The sequence below is a fragment of the Burkholderia sp. 572 genome (genome assembly GCF_040545135.1).
Classification (GTDB): domain Bacteria; phylum Pseudomonadota; class Gammaproteobacteria; order Burkholderiales; family Burkholderiaceae; genus Burkholderia; species Burkholderia cepacia.
On sequence record NZ_JBEPLH010000028.1, the window covers coordinates 41088 to 65505 of the forward strand.

At 62.4% G+C, this 24418-nt stretch carries 20 protein-coding genes; 14 read left to right on the forward strand and 6 right to left on the reverse strand.

The features are described 5' to 3' along the window. Positions 1 to 81: 81 nt before the first annotated feature. The 3 genes from ABIC51_RS35200 to ABIC51_RS35210 form a co-directional block, all read right to left on the reverse strand. Positions 82 to 819 (reverse strand): sulfite exporter TauE/SafE family protein, encoded by a 738-nt coding sequence (locus ABIC51_RS35200; RefSeq protein WP_011548548.1) that lies wholly within the window; start codon positions 817 to 819, stop codon positions 82 to 84. A 275-nt stretch (positions 820 to 1094) separates the two neighbouring features. After that, positions 1095 to 1670 carry a DUF488 domain-containing protein gene (locus ABIC51_RS35205; protein ID WP_011548547.1) on the reverse strand — a complete coding sequence of 192 codons (576 nt, stop codon included), beginning with the start codon at positions 1668 to 1670 and terminating at the stop codon, positions 1095 to 1097. Continuing rightward, entirely contained in the window at positions 1667 to 1894 is a 228-nt protein-coding gene (locus tag ABIC51_RS35210) for a hypervirulence associated TUDOR domain-containing protein (protein ID WP_011548546.1), read from the reverse strand. Before ABIC51_RS35210 ends, ABIC51_RS35205 begins: the two co-directional genes overlap by 4 nt. 239 nt (positions 1895 to 2133) lie before the next feature. On the opposite strand from ABIC51_RS35210, the gene ABIC51_RS35215 reads away from it, so the two are divergent. Both ABIC51_RS35215 and ABIC51_RS35220 read left to right on the forward strand, forming a co-directional pair. Beyond that, positions 2134 to 2313, forward strand: coding sequence for a hypothetical protein (locus tag ABIC51_RS35215; RefSeq protein WP_124675975.1), 180 nt, complete (start codon positions 2134 to 2136; stop codon positions 2311 to 2313). 376 nt (positions 2314 to 2689) lie between these two features. Beyond that, a complete protein-coding gene (locus ABIC51_RS35220) occupies positions 2690 to 2980 on the forward strand; it encodes a DUF4148 domain-containing protein (RefSeq protein WP_011548544.1) in 291 nt (96 codons plus the stop codon). Between the two features lie 75 nt (positions 2981 to 3055). On the opposite strand, the gene ABIC51_RS35225 is transcribed toward ABIC51_RS35220, so the two are convergent. Together ABIC51_RS35225 and ABIC51_RS35230 are read right to left on the reverse strand one after the other, a co-directional pair. Continuing rightward, entirely contained in the window at positions 3056 to 4228 is a 1173-nt protein-coding gene (locus ABIC51_RS35225; RefSeq protein ID WP_011548543.1) for a porin, read from the reverse strand. Between the two features lie 74 nt (positions 4229 to 4302). Beyond that, positions 4303 to 5652, reverse strand: coding sequence for an MFS transporter (locus ABIC51_RS35230; RefSeq protein ID WP_011694456.1), 1350 nt, complete (start codon positions 5650 to 5652; stop codon positions 4303 to 4305). Positions 5653 to 6355: 703 nt separating this feature from the next. Between ABIC51_RS35230 and ABIC51_RS35235 the strand changes: the two genes are divergently transcribed. The 7 genes from ABIC51_RS35235 (at position 6356) to ABIC51_RS35265 (ending at position 17590) form a co-directional block, all read left to right on the forward strand. After that, positions 6356 to 7333, forward strand: coding sequence for an AraC family transcriptional regulator (locus ABIC51_RS35235; protein ID WP_011548540.1), 978 nt, complete (start codon positions 6356 to 6358; stop codon positions 7331 to 7333). Positions 7334 to 7548: 215 nt separating this feature from the next. Beyond that, the gene (mdeB, locus tag ABIC51_RS35240; protein WP_011694457.1) at positions 7549 to 10263 is read left to right on the forward strand and encodes an alpha-ketoglutarate dehydrogenase; all 2715 of its coding nucleotides are present in this window, start codon (positions 7549 to 7551) and stop codon (positions 10261 to 10263) included. 162 nt (positions 10264 to 10425) lie between these two features. Continuing rightward, complete coding sequence (aceF, locus tag ABIC51_RS35245; protein ID WP_226113945.1) at positions 10426 to 11760, forward strand: dihydrolipoyllysine-residue acetyltransferase; 1335 nt, start codon at positions 10426 to 10428, stop codon at positions 11758 to 11760. A 274-nt stretch (positions 11761 to 12034) separates the two neighbouring features. Then, positions 12035 to 13822 carry a dihydrolipoyl dehydrogenase gene (gene lpdA / locus ABIC51_RS35250; RefSeq protein ID WP_011548537.1) on the forward strand — a complete coding sequence of 596 codons (1788 nt, stop codon included), beginning with the start codon at positions 12035 to 12037 and terminating at the stop codon, positions 13820 to 13822. Positions 13823 to 14070: 248 nt separating this feature from the next. Further along, a complete protein-coding gene (locus ABIC51_RS35255; RefSeq protein WP_011661374.1) occupies positions 14071 to 14580 on the forward strand; it encodes an Lrp/AsnC family transcriptional regulator in 510 nt (169 codons plus the stop codon). 22 nt (positions 14581 to 14602) lie between these two features. After that, a complete protein-coding gene (gene ribB / locus ABIC51_RS35260; RefSeq protein WP_011548535.1) occupies positions 14603 to 15751 on the forward strand; it encodes a 3,4-dihydroxy-2-butanone-4-phosphate synthase in 1149 nt (382 codons plus the stop codon). 201 nt (positions 15752 to 15952) lie between these two features. Then, complete coding sequence (locus ABIC51_RS35265; protein WP_011548534.1) at positions 15953 to 17590, forward strand: acyl-CoA synthetase; 1638 nt, start codon at positions 15953 to 15955, stop codon at positions 17588 to 17590. A 37-nt stretch (positions 17591 to 17627) separates the two neighbouring features. On the opposite strand, the gene ABIC51_RS35270 is transcribed toward ABIC51_RS35265, so the two are convergent. Beyond that, a complete protein-coding gene (locus ABIC51_RS35270; protein ID WP_011694458.1) occupies positions 17628 to 18449 on the reverse strand; it encodes an AraC family transcriptional regulator in 822 nt (273 codons plus the stop codon). A gap of 218 nt (positions 18450 to 18667) precedes the next feature. Between ABIC51_RS35270 and ABIC51_RS35275 the strand changes: the two genes are divergently transcribed. From ABIC51_RS35275 to ABIC51_RS35295, 5 genes are all read left to right on the forward strand, one after another. After that, positions 18668 to 19432 (forward strand): enoyl-CoA hydratase/isomerase family protein, encoded by a 765-nt coding sequence (locus ABIC51_RS35275; protein ID WP_011548532.1) that lies wholly within the window; start codon positions 18668 to 18670, stop codon positions 19430 to 19432. A gap of 2 nt (positions 19433 to 19434) precedes the next feature. Next, positions 19435 to 20214, forward strand: a complete 780-nt coding sequence (locus ABIC51_RS35280; RefSeq protein WP_011548531.1) for a creatininase family protein — start codon at positions 19435 to 19437, stop codon at positions 20212 to 20214. A gap of 290 nt (positions 20215 to 20504) precedes the next feature. Beyond that, a complete protein-coding gene (locus ABIC51_RS35285) occupies positions 20505 to 21659 on the forward strand; it encodes an LLM class flavin-dependent oxidoreductase (RefSeq protein WP_011548530.1) in 1155 nt (384 codons plus the stop codon). A gap of 4 nt (positions 21660 to 21663) precedes the next feature. Further along, complete coding sequence (locus tag ABIC51_RS35290; protein ID WP_011548529.1) at positions 21664 to 22452, forward strand: enoyl-CoA hydratase/isomerase family protein; 789 nt, start codon at positions 21664 to 21666, stop codon at positions 22450 to 22452. Then, entirely contained in the window at positions 22449 to 24356 is a 1908-nt protein-coding gene (locus ABIC51_RS35295) for an AMP-dependent synthetase/ligase (protein ID WP_011548528.1), read from the forward strand. Before ABIC51_RS35290 ends, ABIC51_RS35295 begins: the two co-directional genes overlap by 4 nt. The last annotated feature ends 62 nt before the right edge of the window (positions 24357 to 24418 follow it).

Genomic DNA, 24418 nt, shown 5'->3' on the forward strand with positions numbered 1-24418 from the left:
GCGGGCACGATCGCGCGGCGGCTGGCGAGTTCGCCCGCGCATCGACGCGAGCGCATAGCGACGACGCTCGCGGCGCGCGCGTCAGATCGGCCTGACGAACAGCCCGACCGTCAGTGCCGCGCCGATACAGACGATCGCGATCCGCAGCACGCGCTCGTTCACGCGGTGCAGCGCCCATGCGCCGAGCAGGCCGCCGACGATCGCGCCGCTGCCGAGCGCAAGCGCCGCGCCCCAGTGCAATTGCGGCGAGGTGACGAACAGCAGGACCGCCGACGCGTTCATCACGCCCGCGAGAGCGTTCTTGGTCGACATCGCGTGACGCGGCGACAGGCCGGCCATCGTGAGCGCGGCCATCATCAGGAAGCCGATGCCGCCGCCGAAATAGCCGCCGTAGATCGCGATCAGGAACTGCGAGATCCCGGCCGCCATCGGGCCGAGATGCTGCGCGGCCTCGGTCGGCTTGCGGAAGAAGCTGCCCCATGCGAACACGACGGTTGCGAACAGCACGAGCCACGGCACCAGCTGCGAGAAGATCGACGACGGCGTTTTGAGCAGCAGCAGCCCGCCGAGCGCGCCGCCGATCACGCTGATCACGAACAGCGCGCGAAACGACAGCGTGCCTGCGCCGCGGACCATCTTGCGGCTTGCCCAGCCGGTCGTGACCTGGCCGGGAAACAGCGCGACCGTCGACGTGATGTTGGCCGCGAGCGGCGACATCCCCGATACGATCAGCGCCGGTAGCGTGACGAATGAACCGCCACCCGCGAGGGCATTCTGGAGACCGGCCCACAGGCCGGCGAGGATGATGAGGACGAGCATCGGTGCGCAGGAAGGGTAGCGTGGCAGGGCGCGCCGGCGGCGAGCGCGAGCGCGAAGGTGGCCCGATGGTAATGCAGGATCGCGTCCGCGCAAAGGCGGTGCGTGCGCTCCGTTTCAGACGCGCACGGGCGGCCGCCGTGCGGCGGCGCATCGGCCGGCTGCGTCAACCGGTCGTGTCAACCCGTCGCATCAACCAACCGCGTCACCCAACGGCGTCACCCAACGGCGTCAACCAACGGCGTCAACCAGCCGGCGCGGGCAGCGCCGACGCCCGGTCATTCGTTCGATTGCGCCGCGGCATCTTCCTGCGTATCGCCGTCGGCGTCCGGATAGACGATCGCACCGTCATCGCGGACCGTCGCGCCGGCCGTGATGCGCGCCGGCTCCACACGATTCAGGCCCATGATGTGCAGCACCGTCTCGCCGCGCGCGAGCAGGTAGTCGGACACGATACGCCGGTGACAGCGCCACCAGACGGCCTCCGAACACATGAGCGCGCAGCGCTGCTGCTCCCCGAGCGCGATCAGCCGCGCGAGGCCGGCGCGGAATTCCGGCGACAGCGCGTAGTCGGCGTACCGATGGAAGCTGCGGTTCGTCCAGAAGCCGTTGAGTGCGTCGGGCACGTCGCGCGACTTGCCGCGCAGCCCGCCGAGCTCGGCGATGTGCTCGTAGCCGATGTCGGCAGCGGCCAGCGCGTCGGGCAGCGTTGCCTCGTTGAACTGCGGGTTGGTGCGCGAGCGCGTCATCTTGCGGATATCGACGAGCAGCGTGATGTCGACGGCCCGCAGCATCGCGACGAGTTCGTCGAGCGTGCGGTTCGAATGGCCGATCGTGTAGAACGGGAGCGTCACGTGCGCTCCTTGCCGGCGACGCGTTCGAGCACGCGGCCGCGATGCGCGGCGATGTGGTCGGTGCGATCGCTTTTGATTTCGTATTGGGGATCGTCGGGCGACGCGCGATGACGATGGCCCTTGTAGTCGAAATCCTGCGTGTGCACCGCGATGATCGTGCCGGTCACGTAACCGGCTTCGGAATTCCAGCGGACATGGTCGCCCGGTTCGAACGGCGTCGTCATGCGTGAGCCTCCTCGTGGTGATGCTCTTGCGATACGGCCGCAAGCGGCGGGTGGAGCGAGCCACGCCAGTATGCACGTCGCCGCGCTTTCGCGCGTGCGAGGTGCATCGTGTGGGGCCTCGGTCAGGCTCGTCCATGCAATCTGCATGCCCCGTATCGACGTCTGAAGTGACATTTTTACTTCGCGAACGTTGACGACTTTGCTTTGGCCGACGGCTCGACGACGATCAGGCGAAGCAGATGAAAGTCGATCCCGATCCGATCGTCCGGCATTTGGCGCTGTCTCCGAACGACCGCCTCGAATCGGCGCGCGGTTCGGCAATGGACCGCCGACAGGACATCGTGCATCAGCAAAACTCTGGCAGTTTTTGCAGATGCGTTGTCATCTTCCACAAATTCATGCTGGCTGGATGTCGATAAAGTACGCATCACGCAGACGCTTCAAAGCACCGACGTGCCGGGTTCCCGTGCTTCGACCCGGTAGTGAACAAGCGTTGTGCGATGTCGATGGCCGCGATGCGTCATGAACCCATGATGCAGCGCTTCGAGCGCTGCTCAGCACCATCGACGGATTGCCGAGAGATCGACCGTAAGGTCGGGTCAGATTGGGGAGTTAATCATCATGAAACTTGTCATTTCGAAAGTCGCAAAGGCAATCGTGTCCGCGTGCGCCATTCAGAGGGCCGACGTCATGGTCTGCAATTCGGCGGGACAGCAGATCCCGTACGTCATGTTGTTCACCATGTATGGCTTCGTCTGAGCGCGGCGCCACGGCCTCACAAGGAAGGAGATTCTCATGCGCACGACAATTGCAGCGATACTCTGGTTCGTCACGTGCATCCCGTTTGCCGCGAGCGCCGGTGTAGTCGATGCGGGCTGCGCCGCGGCCGTGGTCACGAGCGGAAAGACGCGCGCCGAAGTGCGGGCCGAACTCGTTCAGGCAGAACGCGACGGCTGGATTTCGACTCACTCGCCCAGGCAGCGGACCTATCCGCCCGATATGGCGCAGGCTCGCCGGAATCGGGATGTCCGCGATGCAGGCGCGGTGGCGACGCCATCCTTGCAGGCGTCGAACCAGCAGCCTTGAACAATGACCCTGGCGTCCGCATGCTGGCGCTGCAATATCGCTGCATCGTCATGTAGGCTCCAGGGCGAGCCACGCTCAGAACTTATGTCGTATAGCGAGCCGATAAACCATCTGGTGGTTATTCGACGAATCTCCGGAGCCGCCGATGTTGGCGACGGCTGGCGCGCCCGTCGACGATGTGCCCGAAGCGCGCTGCCAGCCGCCGGAGAAGTACACGTCGGTACGCTTCGACAGCAGATAATCCAGCGTGAACGCCACCTGATTGTAGTGCTGGTTGCCGACGGCATTGCCTTGTGCCGTCGTGACGCTCCGCGCGTTCATGTAGTCGTACGCGACGCCGACGAAAAAGACCGGCGTGACACGGTAGTTCAACCCGATGTCGTAGTTGTTGAAGACGGCGGTACCGTTCATGAACCCCGCACCGAGATTGGCGTATTGAACGTTCGAATACGATGCGCTGATCGTCGCGTTTCCGATCGTGTAGGCCGCCGCGATGACGGCGTCCTGATAGGCCTGCGCGACCTGATAGGCCGAGTTCAGAGAGGAGGCCAGCAGATTGAAGCCGCTTGCATAGTTGGTGAACCATCCGTTGCCTGGCGTCGAGGTCGGGTGTTTGAAGTAATCGAACGCCGCGCCGATCTGAAGCGGACCGTGTGTGTAACCGACTCCAAGCGAATAGCCCGACATCGACGTGAAGTCGCCGGGTACGCCGCCAAGGCTATATTCGACGCCAAAGGAGAAGCCGCGGAAGTCCGGGCTCATGTAGCGCACGGAGTTGTTGAATCGCACGCTGTTGCTGGTGTTGTCGAAATCTCCCGGATGCGCGCTCGGCAGGTCGCCAACCGCCGCGGATCCGGCAAGAAACTCGGGGAAATACCACACCATGTCGTATTGACGGCCGGCGGTGAGAGAGCCGTAAGTGTCGCTGCTCAGTCCGACGAAAGCCTGCCGGCCGAACGCCGTGCCGCCCTGGGCAAACTGTCCGTTGTTCACGTTGATGCCGGACTCGAGCGTAAAAATCGCCTTGAGACCGCCACCCAGGTCTTCCTTGCCGGTCAGCCCCCAGCGGCTGCCGTCGATGCCGTCCAGCGAGTCCATGTAGACGGCTTTGCCGCCGCCTACGTTGGTCTGGTAATGAATGCCGTTGTCGATCTCGCCATAGAGTGTGACGCTGCTCTGGCTATGCGCGACGGAACTGGCCAGCCCCACGAGCGAGCCGACAATGATTTCGATTTTTTTGGTTTTCATGAGATCTCCGCAATCAAAAGGCCATACAAAAGAACGGTTCACTTGACGTTCATCGATTCAGCGAGCGGTACCGGTCAGGCCGAAAAGGATTTCTTCAGGCCGTTCTTCGTCAGGCCATAGCAAGCGCCCATCAGCGCCACGCAAGCCGCTGCAATGAGGATTGGCGCGGCTGCCACGCGAAACATCGCGTCGACGCTCCAGTTGTTCGCGTACAGGACGCCCGCGAGGTAAGTGCCGCCCGCGGCGCCGAGCCGACCGAATCCGTAGGCCCACGCGACGCCCGGGGCGCGCAATTCCGGGCTATAGAACAGCGTGCACAACGCGATCGCGCAGGTTTGTCCGCCGCTGATGCAAAAGCCGCAAAAGAAGATCGTCGTGAGTAAAGCGAGATGCGATGAGCCGATCGCGATGGAGATTGCGTACATCGACACGGCGCCGCCGACGTAGACCGCGGACAGAATTCTGTAAGGGCTCGTGCGATCCATGATGGGTCCCATCAGCAGACTGGCCACCATGCCGCCGATGATCACGGTGATGGTCGCCCAGACCACGAGCGCGGGTGGGAACGAGATGGACGCGAGAACGGTCGGCAGCCAGCTCTGCAGAAAATAGAACGCGGCCAGGTTGATGGCGAATACGGCCCACAGCAGGAATGTCCCCACGCGGAATTGTGCGGAGAACAACCCGAGCACACTTGCGTCTGCCGGCTTCTCTTCGTGAGTGACCAGTTCGCTGTCCGCTTGCAGCGTGAAATCGGGAAAGAGGCGCTTGGTTGCACGAAGCAATTCACCGGGCTGCGCGTTCGCCGACAGGTAGGCCACGGATTCCGGCAGCAGCGGGACGAGCAACACCGTCAAGCCGACTGCCGCGAGCCCGCCCAGCCACAGTGGGCCTTCCCAGCCGAACCGCGGGATCAACGCGCTGCTGCAGATGCCCGCGAAGATGAACCCCAGCGCATATCCCATGTAGACGAGAATGACGAAAGTCGCGCGGGTTCTCTTCGGGCTGAATTCCGAAACGAGGCCCACCGCGCAAGGCGTGGCCGCTCCGAGCCCGATGCCGGTGAGGAACCTCAAGGCGATCAGCTGCGGCACGCTGGTGGCAAAGACGGTCAGGACGGTGAACAGGCCGAAAGCAGCGGTTGCCACGAAAGCGATCTTCTTCGTGCTGAAGCGTCGGGTCGCGAACGGAATGCCGAAATTGCCGATCAGCAACCCGAAGAACACCGCTGAAAAAATCGCGCCGAATACCGCCTTGGGCAGTTGCCATTCTTTCGCGAGAACGGGCACGATGAAGCTGATGACCTGGGTGTCGAAGCCGTCGAAAAGCATCAGCAGCGCGCAGAAGGCGACGATGAAATACTGCCTCCTGCCGATTCTGCGACTGTCGATGATGTCGTAGACGTTGATTTTCCGTATTTCCACATCGTTCTCCTCGCGTTAAAAGAAAAGGTTTTACTTCGGGTATTGCATTTTCTTGCCGGGTTAAAGGTGGTGGCGCGAATGGGCGAGCATTCGGTGCCATTAAAATGGGATTGAAGAATCGACGATTAATGCGACGAATACTTGATAAATTTACGAAGCTGATTGTTGATGCAAATGCGGCGGCCCGGCGGATTCGATCGACGACCGTGCCGTCCCGTCCCGAACGGGGCGAGCGCCATGCACAATGGTGCGGCGCCATCGTCCGTTCGGTATTGGTGTGAAAAAACTGTCTCGCTTGATTTATTATTCCGTCGCTCCGTATTTCATTGCGTTTGAAGAAATCCGGGGCGCCGGGATCGTGAAGTCATCTTGATTGCACGGAGAAATATTGCCGCAGTCCAGGCAGTATTTATTATTCTTGTGTTGCCGCGGCGGTGCTCCGTTCGGCAGATTGTGCGGTGAGAGCGGTCGATCGAAGCGTAATTCGCGGTCGGTGGCCCGCTGAACTTCGCGGTGCCGTCCACGCCGATCTGCTCGACGCCATCGTGGGGTTCGCCCGGCTCGTCGAGCGTGCACGTGACGCGCCACAGCCCATGTACGAAGCACAATCGGGGCCGAACCGGACTGCATGGGCATCGACACCGTCGAACCGCTCACGCGCGAGCCCGGACGTCGGGCGTCCGGGAAGGGGCGGTCTCGCGCAATGAAGTCGTGGCGCCATTCCAGCGTGGCACGTGATGCGGCTGTGCCTGCTTATGCTTCGCATCGTTCGCCACAATTTCAACATGTCGCTAGAATGCCCGATATGAACCGTTACGTTAGCCTTCCTGATTTTGCGGATCCGGACGCGATCGATCGGCCGGCGGTAGCGATGTGCATGCACGTCGACGAGCATGCTGCCGAAATTCCGGTTCACAAGCATCAGAAGGGGCAGCTGGTGCTGGCGTTGCACGGCGCCGTGACCTGCCGGGTCGCGGGCGCGTTCTGGATCGTCCCGCCGCAATGCGGCGTCTGGATTCCCGGCGAGATGCCGCACAGTAACCATGCGACACCCAATGCCCGGCTTTGCTATCTGTTCGCCGAGCCCGGTGTCGTCGACTTGCCGACGGAGTGCTGCACGCTGTCCATTTCGCCGATGCTGCGCGAAATGATTCTGCATCTGGCCGGTGCGCCGCTCGACTACGAGCAGGGCGGCCATACCGACCGGCTTGCGCGCGTGCTGTTGCATGAGCTGACGTTGATGCCGGTCGAGCGCCTCTATCTGCCGGTTACGGATCATCCGCGCATCCGGCAGATGGCGGACGCATTGAACGCCAATCCCGGCGATCGCAGCACCGTCGCGCAATGGGCGAAGCGTCTCGCCATGAGCGAGCGTTCGCTGGCAAGACTCGTCGTCAGTGAAACGGGACTGACCTTCGGCCGCTGGCGGCAGCAGTTGCAACTGCTCGTTGCGGTGCGCGAGCTTGCCGGCGGCGCTTCCGTGCAACGCGTGTCGGACGAGCTCGGCTATGAGTCGGTAACCGCCTTCATCACCATGTTCAAGAAAGCGCTCGGGCATTCGCCAGGCCGCTATTTCGCCGCGCTGGCTCGCACGCAATCGGAGGCCGGGCTCGCGCCGGCGGCTGCGACCGAGATGGACGACCGAGCGGATGGCGCAGCGGACGTTGTGGGCGATGCATGAAGCCGCGCCTTCGCCCATTTTCCCGCCCGTGACGCCGGGTTCTCCATGCGAGACCGCGCGCATCGAATAGAAATGCTGTAGATCGCGCATTCCGCAGAAGACACTGCAGCCGATACCGCTTTGGCGGCCTTCAATACGACCACACATTCTGCGGCATCCCCCGTAATCTTTGCGCACTCGCCACTGAACTCGCATTGCTTTTACGGAGTTGCAAGATGACCGACTTATCGACGGGGACACCCTCGATCCTTTCCCTGGGCCAGACGAAAGTCGACGACGACCCACTCGAAACCGCCGAATGGCTCGATGCGCTCGATGGCGTGGTTCGGCATGCCGGTGCCGAACGGGCTCAGTACCTGTTCGATCGGCTCGCGGCCCACGCGTCGTCCAACGGTATCGCAACGGCGCGCCTCAATGTCACGCCCTACGTGAATACGATCGCCGTCGCTCAGCAGCCGCCGTATCCGGGAGACTTCGATATCGAAGAAAAGCTTGCCGCCGCGCTGCGCTGGAATGCGCTGGCCATGGTCGTGCGGGCCAATCGCGCCTACGGTGAACTCGGCGGGCATATTGCCAGCTATGCGTCGGCGGCCGACCTGTTCGAAGTGGGCTTCAATCATTTCTTTCGCGGCGCGAACGATGCCAACGGTGGCGATCTCGTCTATTTTCAACCCCATTCCGCGCCGGGCGTTTACGCGCGGGCTTACCTCGAAGGTTTTCTCGACGAAGCGCATCTCGAGCATTACCGACAGGAAATCACCGGTGCGGGCCTGTGTTCCTACCCGCATCCGTGGCTGATGCCGGACTTCTGGCAGTTCCCGACCGGCTCGATGGGCATTGGGCCGATCAACTCGATCTACCAGGCGCGCTTCATGCGCTATCTGCAGAACCGCGGACTGCAACGCACGGAAGGCCGCAAGGTGTGGGGCTATTTCGGCGATGGCGAAATGGACGAACCCGAGGCGATCGGCGCGCTGTCGCTGGCCGCGCGCGAGCGGCTCGACAATCTCGTGTTCGTGATCAACTGCAATTTGCAGCGGCTCGACGGACCGGTGCGCAGCAATGGCCGCATCATCGACGAACTCGAGGCGCAGTTTACGGGGGCGGGCTGGAACGTCATCAAGGTGTTGTGGGGTTCGGACTGGGATCCCCTGTTCGCACGCGATCGCAGTGGGGCGCTGTTGCGCGCGTTCGCGCACACCGTGGACGGCCAGTTCCAGACTTTTTCCGCCAACGACGGTGCCTACAATCGTGACCGCTTTTTCGGTCAGAACGCCGAACTGGCCGCACTCGCCGCGCATCTGAGCAACGACGATATCGACCGCCTGCGGCGCGGCGGCCACGATGTGCGCAAATTGCACGCTGCCTACGACAAGGCGTCGAAACACAGCGGGCAACCTACGGTGATTCTCGCGAAGACGATGAAGGGCTTCGGCATGGGCTCGATCGGCCAGGGGCGCATGACCACACATCAGCAGAAGAAGCTCGACATCGAACAGTTGAAGGCGTTTCGCGACCGCTTTCGCCTGCCGCTCTCCGACGACGATGTCGAACAACTCAAGTTCTACAAGCCGGACGAAAGCAGTGCCGTCATGCAGTATCTGCACGCGCGCCGTGCGGCGCTGGGCGGCTACCTTCCGCGCAGGCGCACAGCGGCGTCGCACGCGCCGGCCGTGCCCGCGATGTCGTCGTGGGGACGATTCGCGCTCGATACCAACGACAAGGAAATGTCGACCACGATGGCGTTCGTGCGCATGCTCGGCAACCTGTTGAAGGACGCCGAGCTGGGGCCGCGTGTGGTGCCCGTCGTCGCCGACGAGGCGCGCACCTTCGGCATGGCGAATCTGTTCCGGCAAATCGGCATCTATTCTCCGCTCGGTCAACTGTACGAGCCGGAAGACATGGGTTCGATGCTTTATTACCGTGAGGATACCGGCGGCCAGATTCTGGAAGAGGGCATCTCCGAGGCGGGCGCGGTGTCGTCGTGGATTGCCGCGGCGACGTCATACAGCGTGCACGATCTGACGATGCTGCCGTTCTATATCTACTACTCGATGTTCGGTTTCCAGCGCATCGGCGACCTGATCTGGGCGGCTGCCGATCAGCGCGCGCGCGGTTTCCTGATCGGCGCGACGGCCGGCAAGACGACGCTCGGCGGTGAAGGTCTGCAGCATCAAGACGGCACGAGCCACCTCGCGGCCTCGACGATACCGAACTGCCGCGCGTACGATCCGGCCTTCGCGTACGAAGTGGCGATGATCGTCGACGAGGGCATGCAGGAGATGATCGCGCGTCAGCGCGACGTCTTTTACTACATGACGGTCACCAACGAAAACTACGCACAACGTTCGTTGACTGAAGCGGATCTCGATCGCGTCCGTAGCGGCGTGCTCAAGGGGATGTACGTGCTGGAGCCCGCGCAGATCGAGATCGCGCAGGTGCAGTTGCTCGGCTCGGGCGCGATTCTCGGTGAGGTCCAGGCCGCGGCACGGATGTTGAAAGACGACTGGAATATCGACGCGGCCGTCTGGAGCGTGACGAGCTTTACCGAATTGCATCGCGACGGCGTGTCCGCGGAGCGTGCGCAGCGGCTACTGGATCACGGCGAGCCTGCGGTGCCCTACGTGACGGCCGCCCTGGGCGCCGCACGTGGACCGGTGATCGCCGCGACCGACTATGTGCGCGCCGTGCCCGAGCTGATCCGCGCGTATGTACCGTCCCGCTACGTCGTGCTCGGCACCGACGGCTTCGGGCGCAGCGATACACGTGCGGCGTTGCGTGCGTTCTTCGAAGTGGACCGTGCGTCGATCGTGATCGCCGCGCTGAAAGCACTCGTCGACGAGGGCCGGCAGGACCCTGACGTCGTGCGTCAGGCGATCGACCGATACGGGCGAAGCGGAACCGGGCTGACCGAACCCTGGCTGGTCTAGCACCCGTTGACCGGTGAGCGTCGTGCGAGCGGCGCGCGAAGTGGCTGCTCGAAGGCCTTGCGCGTCCATCGGTCCATCGCGGGAAATCCGATCGAATCAAGTGCGTCCGACCTGATGAAGAGGGGGCGTTGACTGTTGAAATGCTTGCTGTTGGAGACGAATGTGCGGGTGACACGAATAGAAGTGCCGGATATCGGCGATTACAAGAACATCCCCGTGATCGAAGTTCTGGTGGGAGTCGGACAACGCGTCGAACGGGAGCAGTCGCTCGTCGTGCTCGAGTCGGACAAGGCGACGATGGATGTGCCCAGTCCCACCGCTGGCGTGATCAAGGAGATGAAGGTCGCCGTCGGCGAGACGGTGTCGCAAGGCACGTTGATCGCGCTGCTCGACAGCGACGGCGAGCGGCAGGACGACGCGGCGCCTGTGCCTGCGGCCGCCTCGGCTGCGCGCGATCTCGCGTGTCCGTCGGCGAATGTCGCGACAGGGCTGGTGCCGGCGCTTGCGCCGGCGCCCGAACTGAACTCCGCATCCGCGCCATTGCATCACGCGCCGGCGCGCGAAGGCGAGCCGTCTCGCGCCAGCCACGCATCGCCGTCGGTGCGCAAGTTCGCGCGCGAGCTCGGCGTCGACGTCGCGCGCGTGTCGGGCAGCGGCCCGAAGGGCCGCATCACCAAGGACGACATCACGGGCTTCGTGAAGGGCGTGATGTCGGGCCAGCGCGCGGCGCCGGGCGCGGCAGCCGCGCCGGCAGGCGGCGGCGAGCTGAACCTGCTGCCGTGGCCGAAGGTCGACTTCGCGAAGTTCGGCCCGTTCGAGCCGAAGCCGCTGTCGCGCATCAAGAAGATCTCGGGCGCGAACCTGCATCGCAACTGGGTGATGATCCCGCACGTCACGAACAACGACGAAGCGGACATCACCGAGCTCGAAGCGCTGCGCGTGCAGCTGAACAAGGAGCACGAAAAGGCGGGCGTGAAGTTCACGATGCTCGCGTTCGTGATCAAGGCGGTGGTGGCCGCGCTGAAGAAATTCCCGACCTTCAACGCGAGCCTCGACGGCGACAACCTGGTGTTCAAGCAGTACTACCACATCGGGTTCGCGGCCGACACGCCGAACGGTCTGGTCGTGCCGGTGATCCGCGATGCGGACAAGAAGGGCCTCGTCGACATCGCGAAGGAAATGGCCGAGCTGTCGAAGGCCGCGCGCGACGGCAAGCTCAAGCCCGATCAGATGCTGGGTGGCTGCTTCTCGATCTCGTCGCTCGGCGGGATCGGCGGCACGCACTTCACGCCGATCATCAACGCGCCGGAAGTGGCGATCCTCGGGTTGTCGCGCGGGCAGATGAAGCCGGTGTGGGACGGCAAGCAGTTCGTGCCGCGGTTGACGATGCCGCTTTCCCTGGCGTTCGATCATCGCGTGATCGATGGCGCCGAAGCCGCGCGGTTCAATGCTTATCTTGGCGCGTTGCTCGCGGATTTCCGTCGCATCATTCTTTGATGAGAAGAGGGGCTCGCGGGGGCGTGCGTTTTTGTCGGTGCGCCCCGTACTGTCGTTGAACCTGTTTTGCATACGGTCTGCTAGCGTCGCCCCTGCGCGGGGCGGCGGTTACTTTTCTTTGTCTTCCAAAGAAAAGTAACCAAAAGAAAGGCGCGTCCTTGGGCGGACAGCAAAGGTGGTTCTGCCCAGGTTCGCGTTCTCTTGTCAGGCCGTGGCCGGTTCATCGCGCGAGTTTCCATTCCCTCTCTCCGTAGCCAACAAGAAGGGGACGTACATGAGTCTCATCGAAGTCAAAGTTCCAGATATCAGCGATTTCAACGGCATCGATGTCATCGAAGTCAACATCAAACCCGGCGACGTGATCGAAAAAGAGCAAACGCTCCTCACGCTCGAATCCGATAAGGCATCCATGGAAGTGCCCAGCCACATCGCAGGCACCATCAAGGAAATCAAAGTCAAAGCCGGCGACAAAGTCTCCCAAGGCACCGTGATCGCACTCGTCGAAGCGTCCGCAAACGCCACCGCACCGGCGAAAGCACCAGAGCCCGCCAAGCCCGTCGCGGCCGCGGCACCGGCTGCGGCTCCGGCACAGGCCGCAGCCGCAGCCGCTGCCGCTCCGGCGCCGCAAGCCGGCAGCTACGGCGGCTCAGCCGACATCGAGTGCGACATGCTCGTGCTCGGCGCCGGCCCCGGCGGCTACTCGGCCGCGTTCCGCGCCGCCGACCTCGGCATGAAGACGGTGCTCATCGAACGCTATTCGACACTCGGCGGCGTATGCCTGAACGTCGGCTGCATCCCGTCGAAAGCGCTGCTGCACACGGCGCTGGTCGTCGAGGAAGCCGCAGCGCTCGCGTCGCACGGCATCACGTTCGGCAAGCCCCAAGTCGACCTCGACAAGCTGCGCGACTTCAAGGGCGGCGTCGTCAAGAAGCTGACCAGCGGCCTCGCCGGCATGGCGAGGGCGCGCAAGGTCGAAGTCGTGACCGGCATCGGCGCATTCGTCGACCCGTTCCACATGGAAGTGCAGGGCGACAACGGCAAGAAGATCGTCAAGTTCAAGCAGGCCATCATCGCCGCCGGCTCTCAAGCAGTGAAGCTGCCGTTCATGCCGGAAGACCCGCGCGTCGTCGATTCGACCGGTGCACTCGAGCTGCGCCAGCTGCCCAAGCGGATGCTCGTGATCGGCGGCGGCATCATCGGCCTCGAAATGGCGACGGTGTACTCGACGCTCGGCGCCGAGATCGACGTCGTCGAAATGATGGACGGCCTGATGATGGGCGCCGACCGCGATCTCGTGAAGGTCTGGGAAAAGTTCAACGCGAAGCGCTTCGGCAACGTGATGCTGAAGACCAAGACGGTCGGCGCGGAAGCGAAGGAAGACGGTATCTACGTGAAGTTCGAAGGCGAGAAGGCACCCGCGGAAGCGCAGCGCTACGACCTTGTGCTCGTCGCGGTAGGCCGCAGCCCGAACGGCAAGAAGATCGGCGCGGACAAGGCGGGCGTCGCGGTCACCGAGCGCGGCTTCATCGACGTCGACAAGCAGATGCGCACGAACGTGCCGCACATCTTCGCGATCGGCGATATCGTCGGCCAGCCGATGCTCGCGCACAAGGCCGTGCATGAAGGCCACGTCGCAGCCGAAGCCGCGCACGGCGAAAAGGCGTACTTCGACGCGCTGCAGATTCCGTCGGTGGCATACACCGATCCGGAAGTGGCATGGGCCGGCAAGACGGAAGATCAGTGCAAGGCCGAAGGCATCAAGTACGGCGAGGCGGTGTTCCCGTGGGCCGCATCGGGCCGCGCGATCGCGAACGGCCGCGACGAAGGCTTCACGAAGCTGATCTTCGACGAGGAAACTCATCGCGTGATCGGCGGCGGCATCGTGGGCCTGAACGCGGGCGACCTGATCAGCGAAGTGTGTCTCGCAGTCGAAATGGGCGCGGACGCCGAAGACATCGGCAAGACGATTCACCCGCACCCGACGCTCGGCGAATCGGTCGGCATGGCCGCCGAATTGTATGAAGGCGTCTGCACGGACTTGCCGCCGCCCAGAAAGGCCTGATCGCCATCTCGGCTTGCGTGTCGCAAGTATGACGAGTTGCGGGTTTTCCCGAGCGTGCGGCGACAATGACCGTTTTTGGTGATAACTCGACTTTTTATCAGAATTTTCCGCGGAGCTGCCAGGCATAAACTTGTTCATCAGGTGATGTTGTTCGAATGCCTGCTGGAGCGGAAATCGATGTTCTGCCGCGCAAGCGAGCGTTCGAACTTCAGGGCACCGGAGCCTTGTGCAAAGAGGAGACGCGGGCTATGAACGTTGCGCTGGACAGGATAGACCTTAGCATCCTGAGTGAACTTCAGGAGGACTCAAGTTTGACGAATCTCGAACTGGCGGCTCGAGTCAACCTGTCGCCCTCTCCCTGTCTCGTCAGGGTCAGAAATCTGGAGCGTCTCGGTGTAATCAGCCGACGCGTCGCCGTGCTCAATGCGTCCCTGCTCGGCCTGGGCATCATGGCCATCGTCGAGATCAGTCTGGAGCGGCAGGGCATGCAGGCGCGGGAGAGTTTTGCCGACACGGTCAGAGGCATCACCGAAGTCATGGACTGCTTCATGATGACCGGGCAAACCGACTATCTGCTGCGGGTGGTGGCGAGAGATCTCGTCGAACTCGAACACATCATCACGCACAAGCTGACGTCGCTTCCCGGTGTGGCCAGCGTTCGCTCGAACGTCGTCCTGAAACGGCTTGCCAACAAGACGACGCTTCCCATCGACAAGACGCGGCCTATCCAGATTCATGGACTGGCGCAGGCGTCGTGATCACATCGCGTAAGGTGCTCTCATGAGTAACGCAATGTCCGCCGGCCGGCCGGCAGATTCGCGCGCCGACATCGCAACGGCGTTGGAGATTATCGAAGAAGCGCGCGCCGGGCGGATGTTCATTCTGGTCGACGACGAGGACCGTGAGAACGAAGGCGACCTCGTCATTCCCGCGCAATTCGCCACGCCCGACGCCGTCAACTTCATGGCGACGCATGCGCGCGGCTTGATCTGTCTCGCGATGACTCGCTCGCGCTGCGAATCGCTGGGTTTGCATTTGATGAGCCGAATCAACGGTTCGCGGCACGAGACGGCCTTCACGGTGTCGATCGAGGCGCGTGACGGTGTGAGCACCGGCATCTCGGCGGCCGACCGCTCCCGCACGATTTCGCTGGCGATCAATCCGGAAACGGGGCGAGACGAGCTCGTTTCTCCCGGACACGTCTTTCCGCTCATGGCGCGCGACGGCGGCACGCTCGTGCGCGCGGGCCACACCGAGGCGGCGGTAGATATCGCCCGGCTGGCCGGGCTCGCACCGGCCGGTGCGATCTGCGAAATCATGAACGACGACGGCACCATGGCGAGGCTGCCGGACCTCATCGCCTTTTCACGGCGGCATCAGCTGAAGCTGGGCACGATCGCCGATCTCATCGCGTATCGCCGACGAACGGAACGGCTCGTCGAGGCCGTTGAACACGGGAGCTTCACCGAGCCGAATGGACGGCATTGGCGGATCGTGGTCTACCGGAACCGGATCGATCAGGTCGAGCATATCGCCTTCGTCATGGGCGATCTACGGGGCGCCGACCCCGTTCTCGTGCGCATGCATGCGATGGATACCATGAACGACGTCATCGGCGGTCACCACCTCGCGTCCCTGCGCGGCGCGGCGCGTTTGCTGGAGAACGAGAATCGCGGCGTCATCGTGGTGATCCGCGAATCCCGCCCGACGGCCGTGTCCGAGCGGGTGCGTGCCATGATGCATCCCAAGCCTGCCGAGCCGGAACTGCGCGATTACGGAATAGGCGCGCAAATTCTCACCGAACTCGGCGTGAAGAACATGATCCTGCTCTCCAATCATGAAAGAACGATCGTGGGCCTGGAGGGCTACGGTTTGAACATGGTCGAGCAGAGAAAAATAGAGCGAATTCACGACGATCAGGAAGTTTGACGCCATCCGGTCGCGCCGCCGTGCCGATGCAGAAATCGGGTCGTCCCGTTCCGATCGCGGGAGCGTTGTTCCGGATGAAGTCGTGACGCTCATCGCAGGGCGTTTCGTGACCATAAAAGCAACTGGAGGAGAGATGAGACACGCAGAAAACCCCGACATCGTCGGCGCGCGCGCGAGCGCCGTGGCCGCGGGGCGGCCCGCATGAAAACGACGGCGGAAAATCCCTATACGATCGGACTCGAGCGCGACCCGGCGAACTTCATTGCCTTGTCGCCGCTGACGTTTCTCGAACGCGCCGCGTCCGTCTGGCCGGAGCGCACGGCCATCGTGCACGGCACGATACGCCGCGACTGGGCCGAAACCTACCGGCGGTGCCGGATGCTCGCCGGCGCGCTGCGCGGGCGCGGCATCGGCAACGGCGATACGGTGGCGATGATCGCGGCCAATACGCCCGAACTGTTCGAGGCACATTTCGGTGTACCGCTTTGCGGCGCTGTCCTGAACACCATCAACACACGGCTCGATGCCGACACGATCGCGTTCATTCTCGGCCACGGCGACGCGAAGCTGCTGATCACCGACCGCGAATTCTCCTCGACGGTGAAGAAGGCCCTGGCACGGCTCGGCCGCGCCATTCAGGTCATCGACATCGACGACCCACAGTTCGGAGAAGGCGATCTGCTCGGCGAAAAAGACTACGAGGCGTTGCTGCAGGAGGCCGCGCACACAGAATTTTCTGTCGCGATGCCGGAAGACGAATGGCAGGCCATATCGCTGAACTACACATCCGGCACGACGGGCAATCCCAAGGGCGTCGTGTATCACCATCGCGGCGCATATCTGAACGCAGTATCGAACGCACTATCGTGGCATCTGGACGAGGACACGACCTATCTATGGACCTTGCCGATGTTTCACTGCAATGGCTGGTGCTTTCCGTGGACCATGGCGTTGGTGGCCGGCACCAGTGTTTTTCTGCGCCATACGCGGGCCGAGCGGATTCTCGCCGCCATCCGCACCGAGGCGGTCACGCATTTTTGTGCGGCGTCCGTAGTGTTGAACATGATCAATAACGCCGCGCCGGAGCTGAAAGCCGGCATCCGTCATGGAGTCAAGGTCATGACCGGCGGTGCGCCGCCGCCCGCTTCGGTGATCGCCGGCATGGAGCGCATGGGCTGGGACGTGACGCACGCCTACGGGTTGACCGAGTCCTATGGGCCGGTCGTGCAATGCGTGTGGCGCGACTCGTGGAATGCACTCGATCTCGATGCGAAAGCGCGGCTCAAGGCCCGCCAGGGAGTGCGCGGCCCCGCTCTCGAGGCAGTGATGGTAGCCAGCCCCGATACGCTGGAGCCTGTTCCAAAAGACGGGCAAACGCTCGGCGAGGTATTTCTGCGCGGCAACAACGTGATGAAGGGCTACCTGAAGAATTCGGACGCCACCGTGGAGGCATTTTCCGGCGGGTGGTTTCACACGGGCGATCTCGCGGTATGGCATCCCGATGGCTACCTGGAAATCAAGGATCGCTCGAAGGACATCATCATCTCGGGAGGCGAAAACATTTCGTCGATCGAGATCGAGGACATACTGTATTCCCATCCCGCCGTTCTGGAGGCGGCAATCGTCGCGCGTCCCGACGACAAGTGGGGCGAGACACCTTGTGCTTTCATCGCGCTCAAAGACGATTCGGCGGTGACCGAAGCGGACATCATCGCGTTTTGCCGCGAGCGGCTGGCACATTTCAAGGTGCCCAAGACCATCGTGTTCTCGCCGCTGCCGAAGACAGCGACCGGCAAGATCCAGAAGTTCCACTTGAGGGAGCGGGCGCGCCAGCTGTGAAAGGGGCGGCGGCGTAGCGCCAGCCGCCGCGTTTCGATCAGCGCGAGGACGCCTCCTTCTGGTCCACGCGAAACTTGCCGGGACTTTGTCCCATGGTCTTCTTGAACATGGTGATGAACGAGTTCGGACCTTCATAGCCGAGCTCGAGCGCCACTGCGTGAACCGACGCGCCTGCCGACAATCGCTGAAGCGCAATGATGATATGCAGACGCTCGCGCCAGCGCCCGAAGGTCATGCCGGTTTCGCTGCGTACCAGCCGCGCGAGCGTACGTTCGCTCATCGCATATCGGCGCCCCCATTCCGCGATCGTGCTGCGGTCGGCGGGGTTGTCGAGCAACGCCGAAGCGATCTGTTGAAGCCGGGGATTGTCGGAGATCGGGAGAAAGACGTCGTCGGGCGCCAGCAGCGCGAGCTGATCCAGCAGCACTCTGGCGAGCCGGCCCACCGGGCCGTCCTTCGGATAGTCGGGCGGAAACCTGGCCAGTGAACGGATCAACTCGCGGATGAGCGGCGTGATCGTAAAGCTGCGGCAGTCGGTGGGCAGGCCGGCCTCGTCGGGCGGAATGAAGATGACGTACAGCTTGGCGAAATCGGAAGCATGATTGCTGTGCGGAATGCCGCCCGGAATCCACACCGCGCCGTTGGGCGGGACGATCCACCATCCGCTCGGCGATCGGCACATGACCGACCCGCTCAATGCGACGACCAATTGCCCCTTGCGATGAACGTGCATCGGCAGCTCATCCTCTTTTCCGCTCGTCTCCAGGAGAACGGAAATGACCGGCAAATCGACGGAGTCCGGATCGAACGGCTGATAGTTGATCTTCACCGGGTCTGTCATGGCTCGCGAAGCGGACATGCCGATTTCAGGATTGTTGGGTTCCACGGTTCACTCGCTTTCTGCGCCTGCCTGGCCTCGGTGAATTCATGTATCGCCGCCCTCGGTGCAACATACGGTGGGCCATCCGACTGACGCGATTTTAATCCGCCGAATCAACGATGGCGCCGGCAAATCAAAATTAAATTTGGCCCCGTCGGACCTACACTGACTCGATGTAAATTCACGAGACATCAGGTATGAAAACCGACGAATTGATTTGCACACGGATCGACGCGGACGTCGTGCAACTGACGATCGACCGGCCGCCGGCGAACGCACTGAACGAACCGCTCATCACCGCATTGATGTCCGTCTTCCGCGACTTCGCTCGACACGACGTGCCACCCGGCATCGTGTTCACCGGGGCGGGAGAGAAGTTCTTTTGTGCCGGCGGCGATATCAATGAAGTGGCGGACCATGAGCTCGCCCTGTCGCGCATGGAAGCGTTCCACGCGTTCCTGGCGCAACTCGAGCAGTATCCGAGCCCGCTCGTGTGCGCGGTCAACGGCTATGCAGTGGGTGCCGGATTCGAAATGGCGCTGCATGCGGACTACGTCGTCGCGTCCGCTGAATCCCGGCTAGGATTTCCCGAGATCAATCACGGCCTGTTGCCCGCGGCAAAAGGCATGCGCCACGCAGCGGCCCTGCTGGGTCGGCGTGCCGCGCGTTCGCTGCTTTTCTCCGGTGAACTGATCACGGCCGGAGAAGCGTTGGCGATAGGCGCGGTGGACGCGATCTCCGCGCACGATGAAACGCTGAGAGACGCGCTGGCCAAATGCCGCGCGCTTTGCGCCAAAGATCGCCAGCTGTTCGCCGCCATCAAGCGAACGCTGCGCGAGAGTCCACGGATGAACGACGAAGCTCTGCTGCAGATGACGCTCGATGACCTGCGTGGATATCTCGGCAACGCGCGGACCGCGGACGCAAGATCCAGATTTCTGAACCGCAATAAGAAGGCCTGATCGTGAGCAATCTCAAACTGCCGGAAACGCTGCATCTTGCGCGCATGACGTATGAGGGCGTGGCGGCCGCATTGGCCACGCAGTTCGATCGCGTCATCATTCCTTGCGGCGCAATCGAGCAGCACGGCCCCCATCTGCCGCTGAGCATGGATGCCGATCATGCTGACGCGCTGGCCGTGGAAATCGCCACGTTGCTGGGGCGAACCCTGATCGCGCCGACGATACGAGTGGGATGCTCGAAGCACCACATGGCCTTCCCGGGCACGATCTCGTTGCAGGAGCACACGTATGCCGCGCTCTGCCACGATTACTGCGTGAGCCTCGCGGCACATGGATTCAAGTGCATCTATCTGTTCTCGGCGCATGTCGGTAACTTCAATGCCCTTCATGCGATGTTGCCGGAATTGCGACAGGCCGTCGGGCCAGACGTCCAGGTGCTTGCCTATACGGATCATCAGGCGTGGCTGCGCGAATGGCGACTGGCCGTCGAGGAAGCCGGCGGCGATCCGGAATCCGTGGGCGGACACGCAGACATCGCCGAAACCTCCCTGATGATCCACCTTGATCCGGACAGTGTGCGACTCGCTCGACTCACGGCCGGCCACGTGGGCGCCATGACGACCGAGCAATTGAACCGGATGTGGAAGGAAGGCGTGGCGTCGATCTCCCGAAACGGCGTGCTGGGCGATGCGCGAGGATCGTCACGCGAGATCGGCGAGGCCTGTTTGCGTGCGACCGCGAGGCTTCTCGCGTCGGCATTTGCGGCCGAATCGTCGACCTAGAAAAAGACGGAGAGCCGGCAGCATGATCTGCCGGTATCGGCAAGGTTGCGGCATGAAAAGAATAAAAAATGCTGCGGGATGTGCGGCAATATTTATTCACGGAAACAAAAGAGACATCAAGGCAGAAAAGGCATCCGGATGGATGAGTATCGCTATCCAATCTGGATGGGCTGTTTCTAAATCAAGTTAAACGACGATGTTAATTGGTTGGCGGCGTGACACTGCCCGAACCTCGGCAGCCGTTCGCGCGCGCCGTGAATTTTCGAATTACGACTGTCAAGGAAAAGAAAATGCCATTGAAATTCGGTTTTTGGTCCGAGCAGGAGACGCAGGTCGGGCATAGCTACTCGAACAGGCTTCGCGAGCTGGTTCGCGAAGCGCGCTTCGCCGAGCAAATGGGTTTCGACTTTGTTGCGTTGTCGGAGCAGCACTTTGCGCTTGGCGGCGTGTCGAGTTCGGCGCCTGAAGTGGTGTTCGGTTATCTCGCGGCCGTCACTTCGCGAATCAAGCTGCGTCCTGCCGTGGCGCTGATGCCGAAGGCCATCAATCACGCGCTGCGTACCGCGGAACGGCTGGCGGCCACCGACATCCTCTCCGAAGGCCGGATGGAGATGTATTGCGGGCGCGCGAACACGACGATCGCAATGCGCGCGTTCAACGTATCGCCGGAGGAAACCCTGCCGCAAATGGAAGAGGGCATGGCGCTGTTGCGCAAAGCGATGCGTGAGGACGTGTTCACCTTCGAGGGAAAGTATTACCAGGTGCCGCCCCGGTCGCTCGTGCCGAAGCCGTTGCAAAAACCGTATCCCGTCCTCGGCGTTGCAGCCACCAGTGCGAACAGCCATGCCTGGGCCGGCTCGGAAGGTCTCGCGGTGATGAGCCATGCGATTTATCAGGGATGGGAGAAACAGAAGGGGCTGCTGGACACCTACTGGAACAGCTGGAAGCGCGATGAGACCGGGCCGTTGCACAAGCCGCGCGCCGGCATGCCGATCTTCATCGGTATCGGCAAGACCGACCAGGAAGCGAAGGACATTTACGCCGGCGCGATCATGAACTATGCGCGCATCTCGACCGATGCGTATCCGCGGCTCGCCAAACTCGCCGACAACTACGCATACATGGCCGAAAGCGTGCCCGCGATGCAGCGCGCCGCCGAAGATTGGGACTACCTGCTGAACGAATCCGCCACCACGGTGTGCGGAAGCCCCGATACCGTCATCCGTCAGTTGGAGCAATACGAGAAGCTCGGAATCGACGAGGTGCTGCTGCATATCGACTCGGTGCCGCACGAGCAGATCATGTCGACGATCGACATGGTGGGCCGTTACGTGATTCCGCATTTCAACGATCGCAACAATATCGTCCGCCCGACCGACGAGTTGCTCGAGAAGATTCGCGCCATGCGTCCGCAGGCCGCCAACCCGAAGCAAAGTCAAGGATGAACCTATGAATACGTCTTCGCGCTATCAGTATCTGAATGTCGAACAACGGTCCTCCGGTGTCGCGATCGTTACGATGAATCGCCCGGAAATCCTGAACGCCATCAATTGGGACATGCACGACGAACTCGAACGGGTATTCGTCGAGCTGGATCACGACAAAGCGGTCAAGGCGATCGTGTTGACCGGCGCCGGTCGCGGGTTCTGCTCGGGCGGCGACCAGAAGTCGATCGACAACGGCAATATCCCGTCGGCGACGCGTGGTGGCCGTCACCTCATAAGAAACATGCTGGAGGTCGAGGTGCCGATCGTGGCGGCGGTCAATGGCGTGGCCGTGGGCCTGGGCGCGACGCTCGCGCTGTTCTGCGACATGATTTATGCGAGCCCGACCGCACGGTTCGCCGATACGCACGTCAATGCCGGTGTCGTCGCGGGCGACGGCGGTGCGGTGATCTGGCCGCTTCTGCTCGGGCCGGTCCGCGCGCGGCACTATCTGATGACGGGCGACTTCGTCAGCGCGGAGGAAGCGCTGACGATGGGGATGATCAACAAGATCGTCGAAAGCGACAAGCTGCTGGAGGCGGCGATCGATTACGCGGAACTGCTCGCGAGCGGCCCGCGCGACGCGATCGTCTGGACGAAGTACTGCGTCAACAAGCTCGTCAAGCAGAATGCCCATCTGCTTCTCGACACGTCGATCGCTCTGGAGACGATCACGTTCAATTCCCCCGAGCGCCGCGAAGCGGTGGCTTCGTTTACCGAAAGGCGCAAGCGCTTTGGAGACAACTGGAAATGAGCGCGGCACCGTGGACTTCCGGCAATCAATTCGCGACCACCACCATTCCGGCCTTGCTGATCGAGCGCGTGAAGAACGACGCCGACGCAAACGCGTTCTTTCAGAGGCGTGCCGGAGCGTGGGTGCCCACCACCTGGAAGGGCTATGCGAACGCAGTCTGTTCCGTATCCGCAGCCCTCGGCGCGGCCGGTGTCGCACGAGGCGATCGGATTGCCATCATGGGCGACGTATCGCAGGAGTGGCTGATTGCCGACATGGCGACGATCTGCTCGGGCGCGGTGACGGTAGGCGTCTATTTCACCGCGTCGGTCGAAGAGGTGCGCTACTACCTGGAGGATTCAGGGGCGACACTCGCTTTTGCCGGAAGTGCCGAACAGCTTCGGGTCATGAAAGCGGCCGATACGTCCAGCCGGCTCCTCAAGATCGTGGTGCTCGATCCGGACTGGAAGCGCTCGCCTGACGAAACCGGCATGAATGTCGTTTCACTCGCCGAGTTCGCGTCGCATTTTGACGGCGACGAAGTCGCTTATCTGCGTGAGCAGTCAGAGCTTGCGCGGCCGACGGACCTGGTGAGCCTGGGTTACACCTCGGGAACCACGGGGGCGCCGAAAGGCGCGATGCTGACGCACGTGTCGATGCTCGCGGGCGCGTTCACGTGGCCGACCTTCTGTCCGGCGATATTGTCCGAACCGCAGCGCATGGTGATCCATCTGCCGCTTTCGCACACGGTCGCGCGCATTCAGGCGACGACGCTGCCGTTGATCGCGAAGACGGTACCTTACTTCGTCGACGTGTCGGCCGATTTCGCGAAGTGCATTCAGGAAGTCAGACCGACGTCCTATATGGCGCCGCCGCGCTTCTATCAGAAGTTCGCGACCCAGATCATCAACCACGTGAACGGCAGCAGCGAAGCCGAGCGGAGAAACTACACGCTCGCGCTCGGCATCGCGCGGGAAGTGCTGGCCGATCGCCAGGATGCAGGCACGGGCGACCCGTTCAAGGAACAGCTCTACGCCATCTGCCGTGAGCACGTGTTCAAGCCGTTGCTGGCCAGAATCGGCTTCGACGATTTGCGCTATCCGTACACGGCCTCCGCTCCGGTGCCGCCCGAGGTCGTCACGCTGTTTCAGTTGTGGGGCGTCAACCTGAAAGAGAATTACGGGCAAACGGAGATGGTCGGCGGCAACCTCGCGCAGGTGACCGACTGGTCGAGGCCCGGCAACTCCGGCGTCCCGCTCGACGACCCCGCCTGGGAAACCCGCGTGTTGCCGGACGGCGAAATGATCGTTCGGGGGCCGGGGCTGTTCATCGGCTACTGGAACAAGGAAGCCGAAACGAAGGCCGCGCTGCGGGACGGCTGGCTGTACACCGGCGATATCGTCGACGTCGGCGCGGACGGGTCGTACAAGCTGATCGATCGAAAGAAGGAGCTCATCAATACGGCCGCCGGCAAATCGATCAGCCCGGTGCAGGTCGAAAACGAACTGCGCCAGAGTCCGTACATTACCGAGGCACTCGTGATCGGCGAAGGGCGCAAGTATCTGACGGCGTTGATCGAAGTCGACGGCACGCTCGCCATGGACTGGGCCAGGACGCACGACCCGTCGGTCACGCAGTACGCCGATCTGGCCAGTTCGCAGCCCGTTATCGACCTGATCCGTGAAGAAGTGGAAAAGGCAAATGCGAGGTTGGCGCGCGCGGAGCAGATCAAGGCGTTCAGGATATTCCCCGAGGAACTCACACCGGAAAACGGCGTGATGACCGCCACGCGCAAGAAACGCCGCAAGGCATTGATGGCACGCTACGCGCACATTATTGCCGGCCTTTACGACGATGCCGAAGAGCAGTTGATCAAGGAGCAGCTCGTCGGTTCAGGGACAGCAGCGTCCGTTCACCGGCAATAGGAATCGCCGGCAGCGCAATTGGCCACGAGAACCCGTCGACGGTGCGGCGTGGGTGATGAACG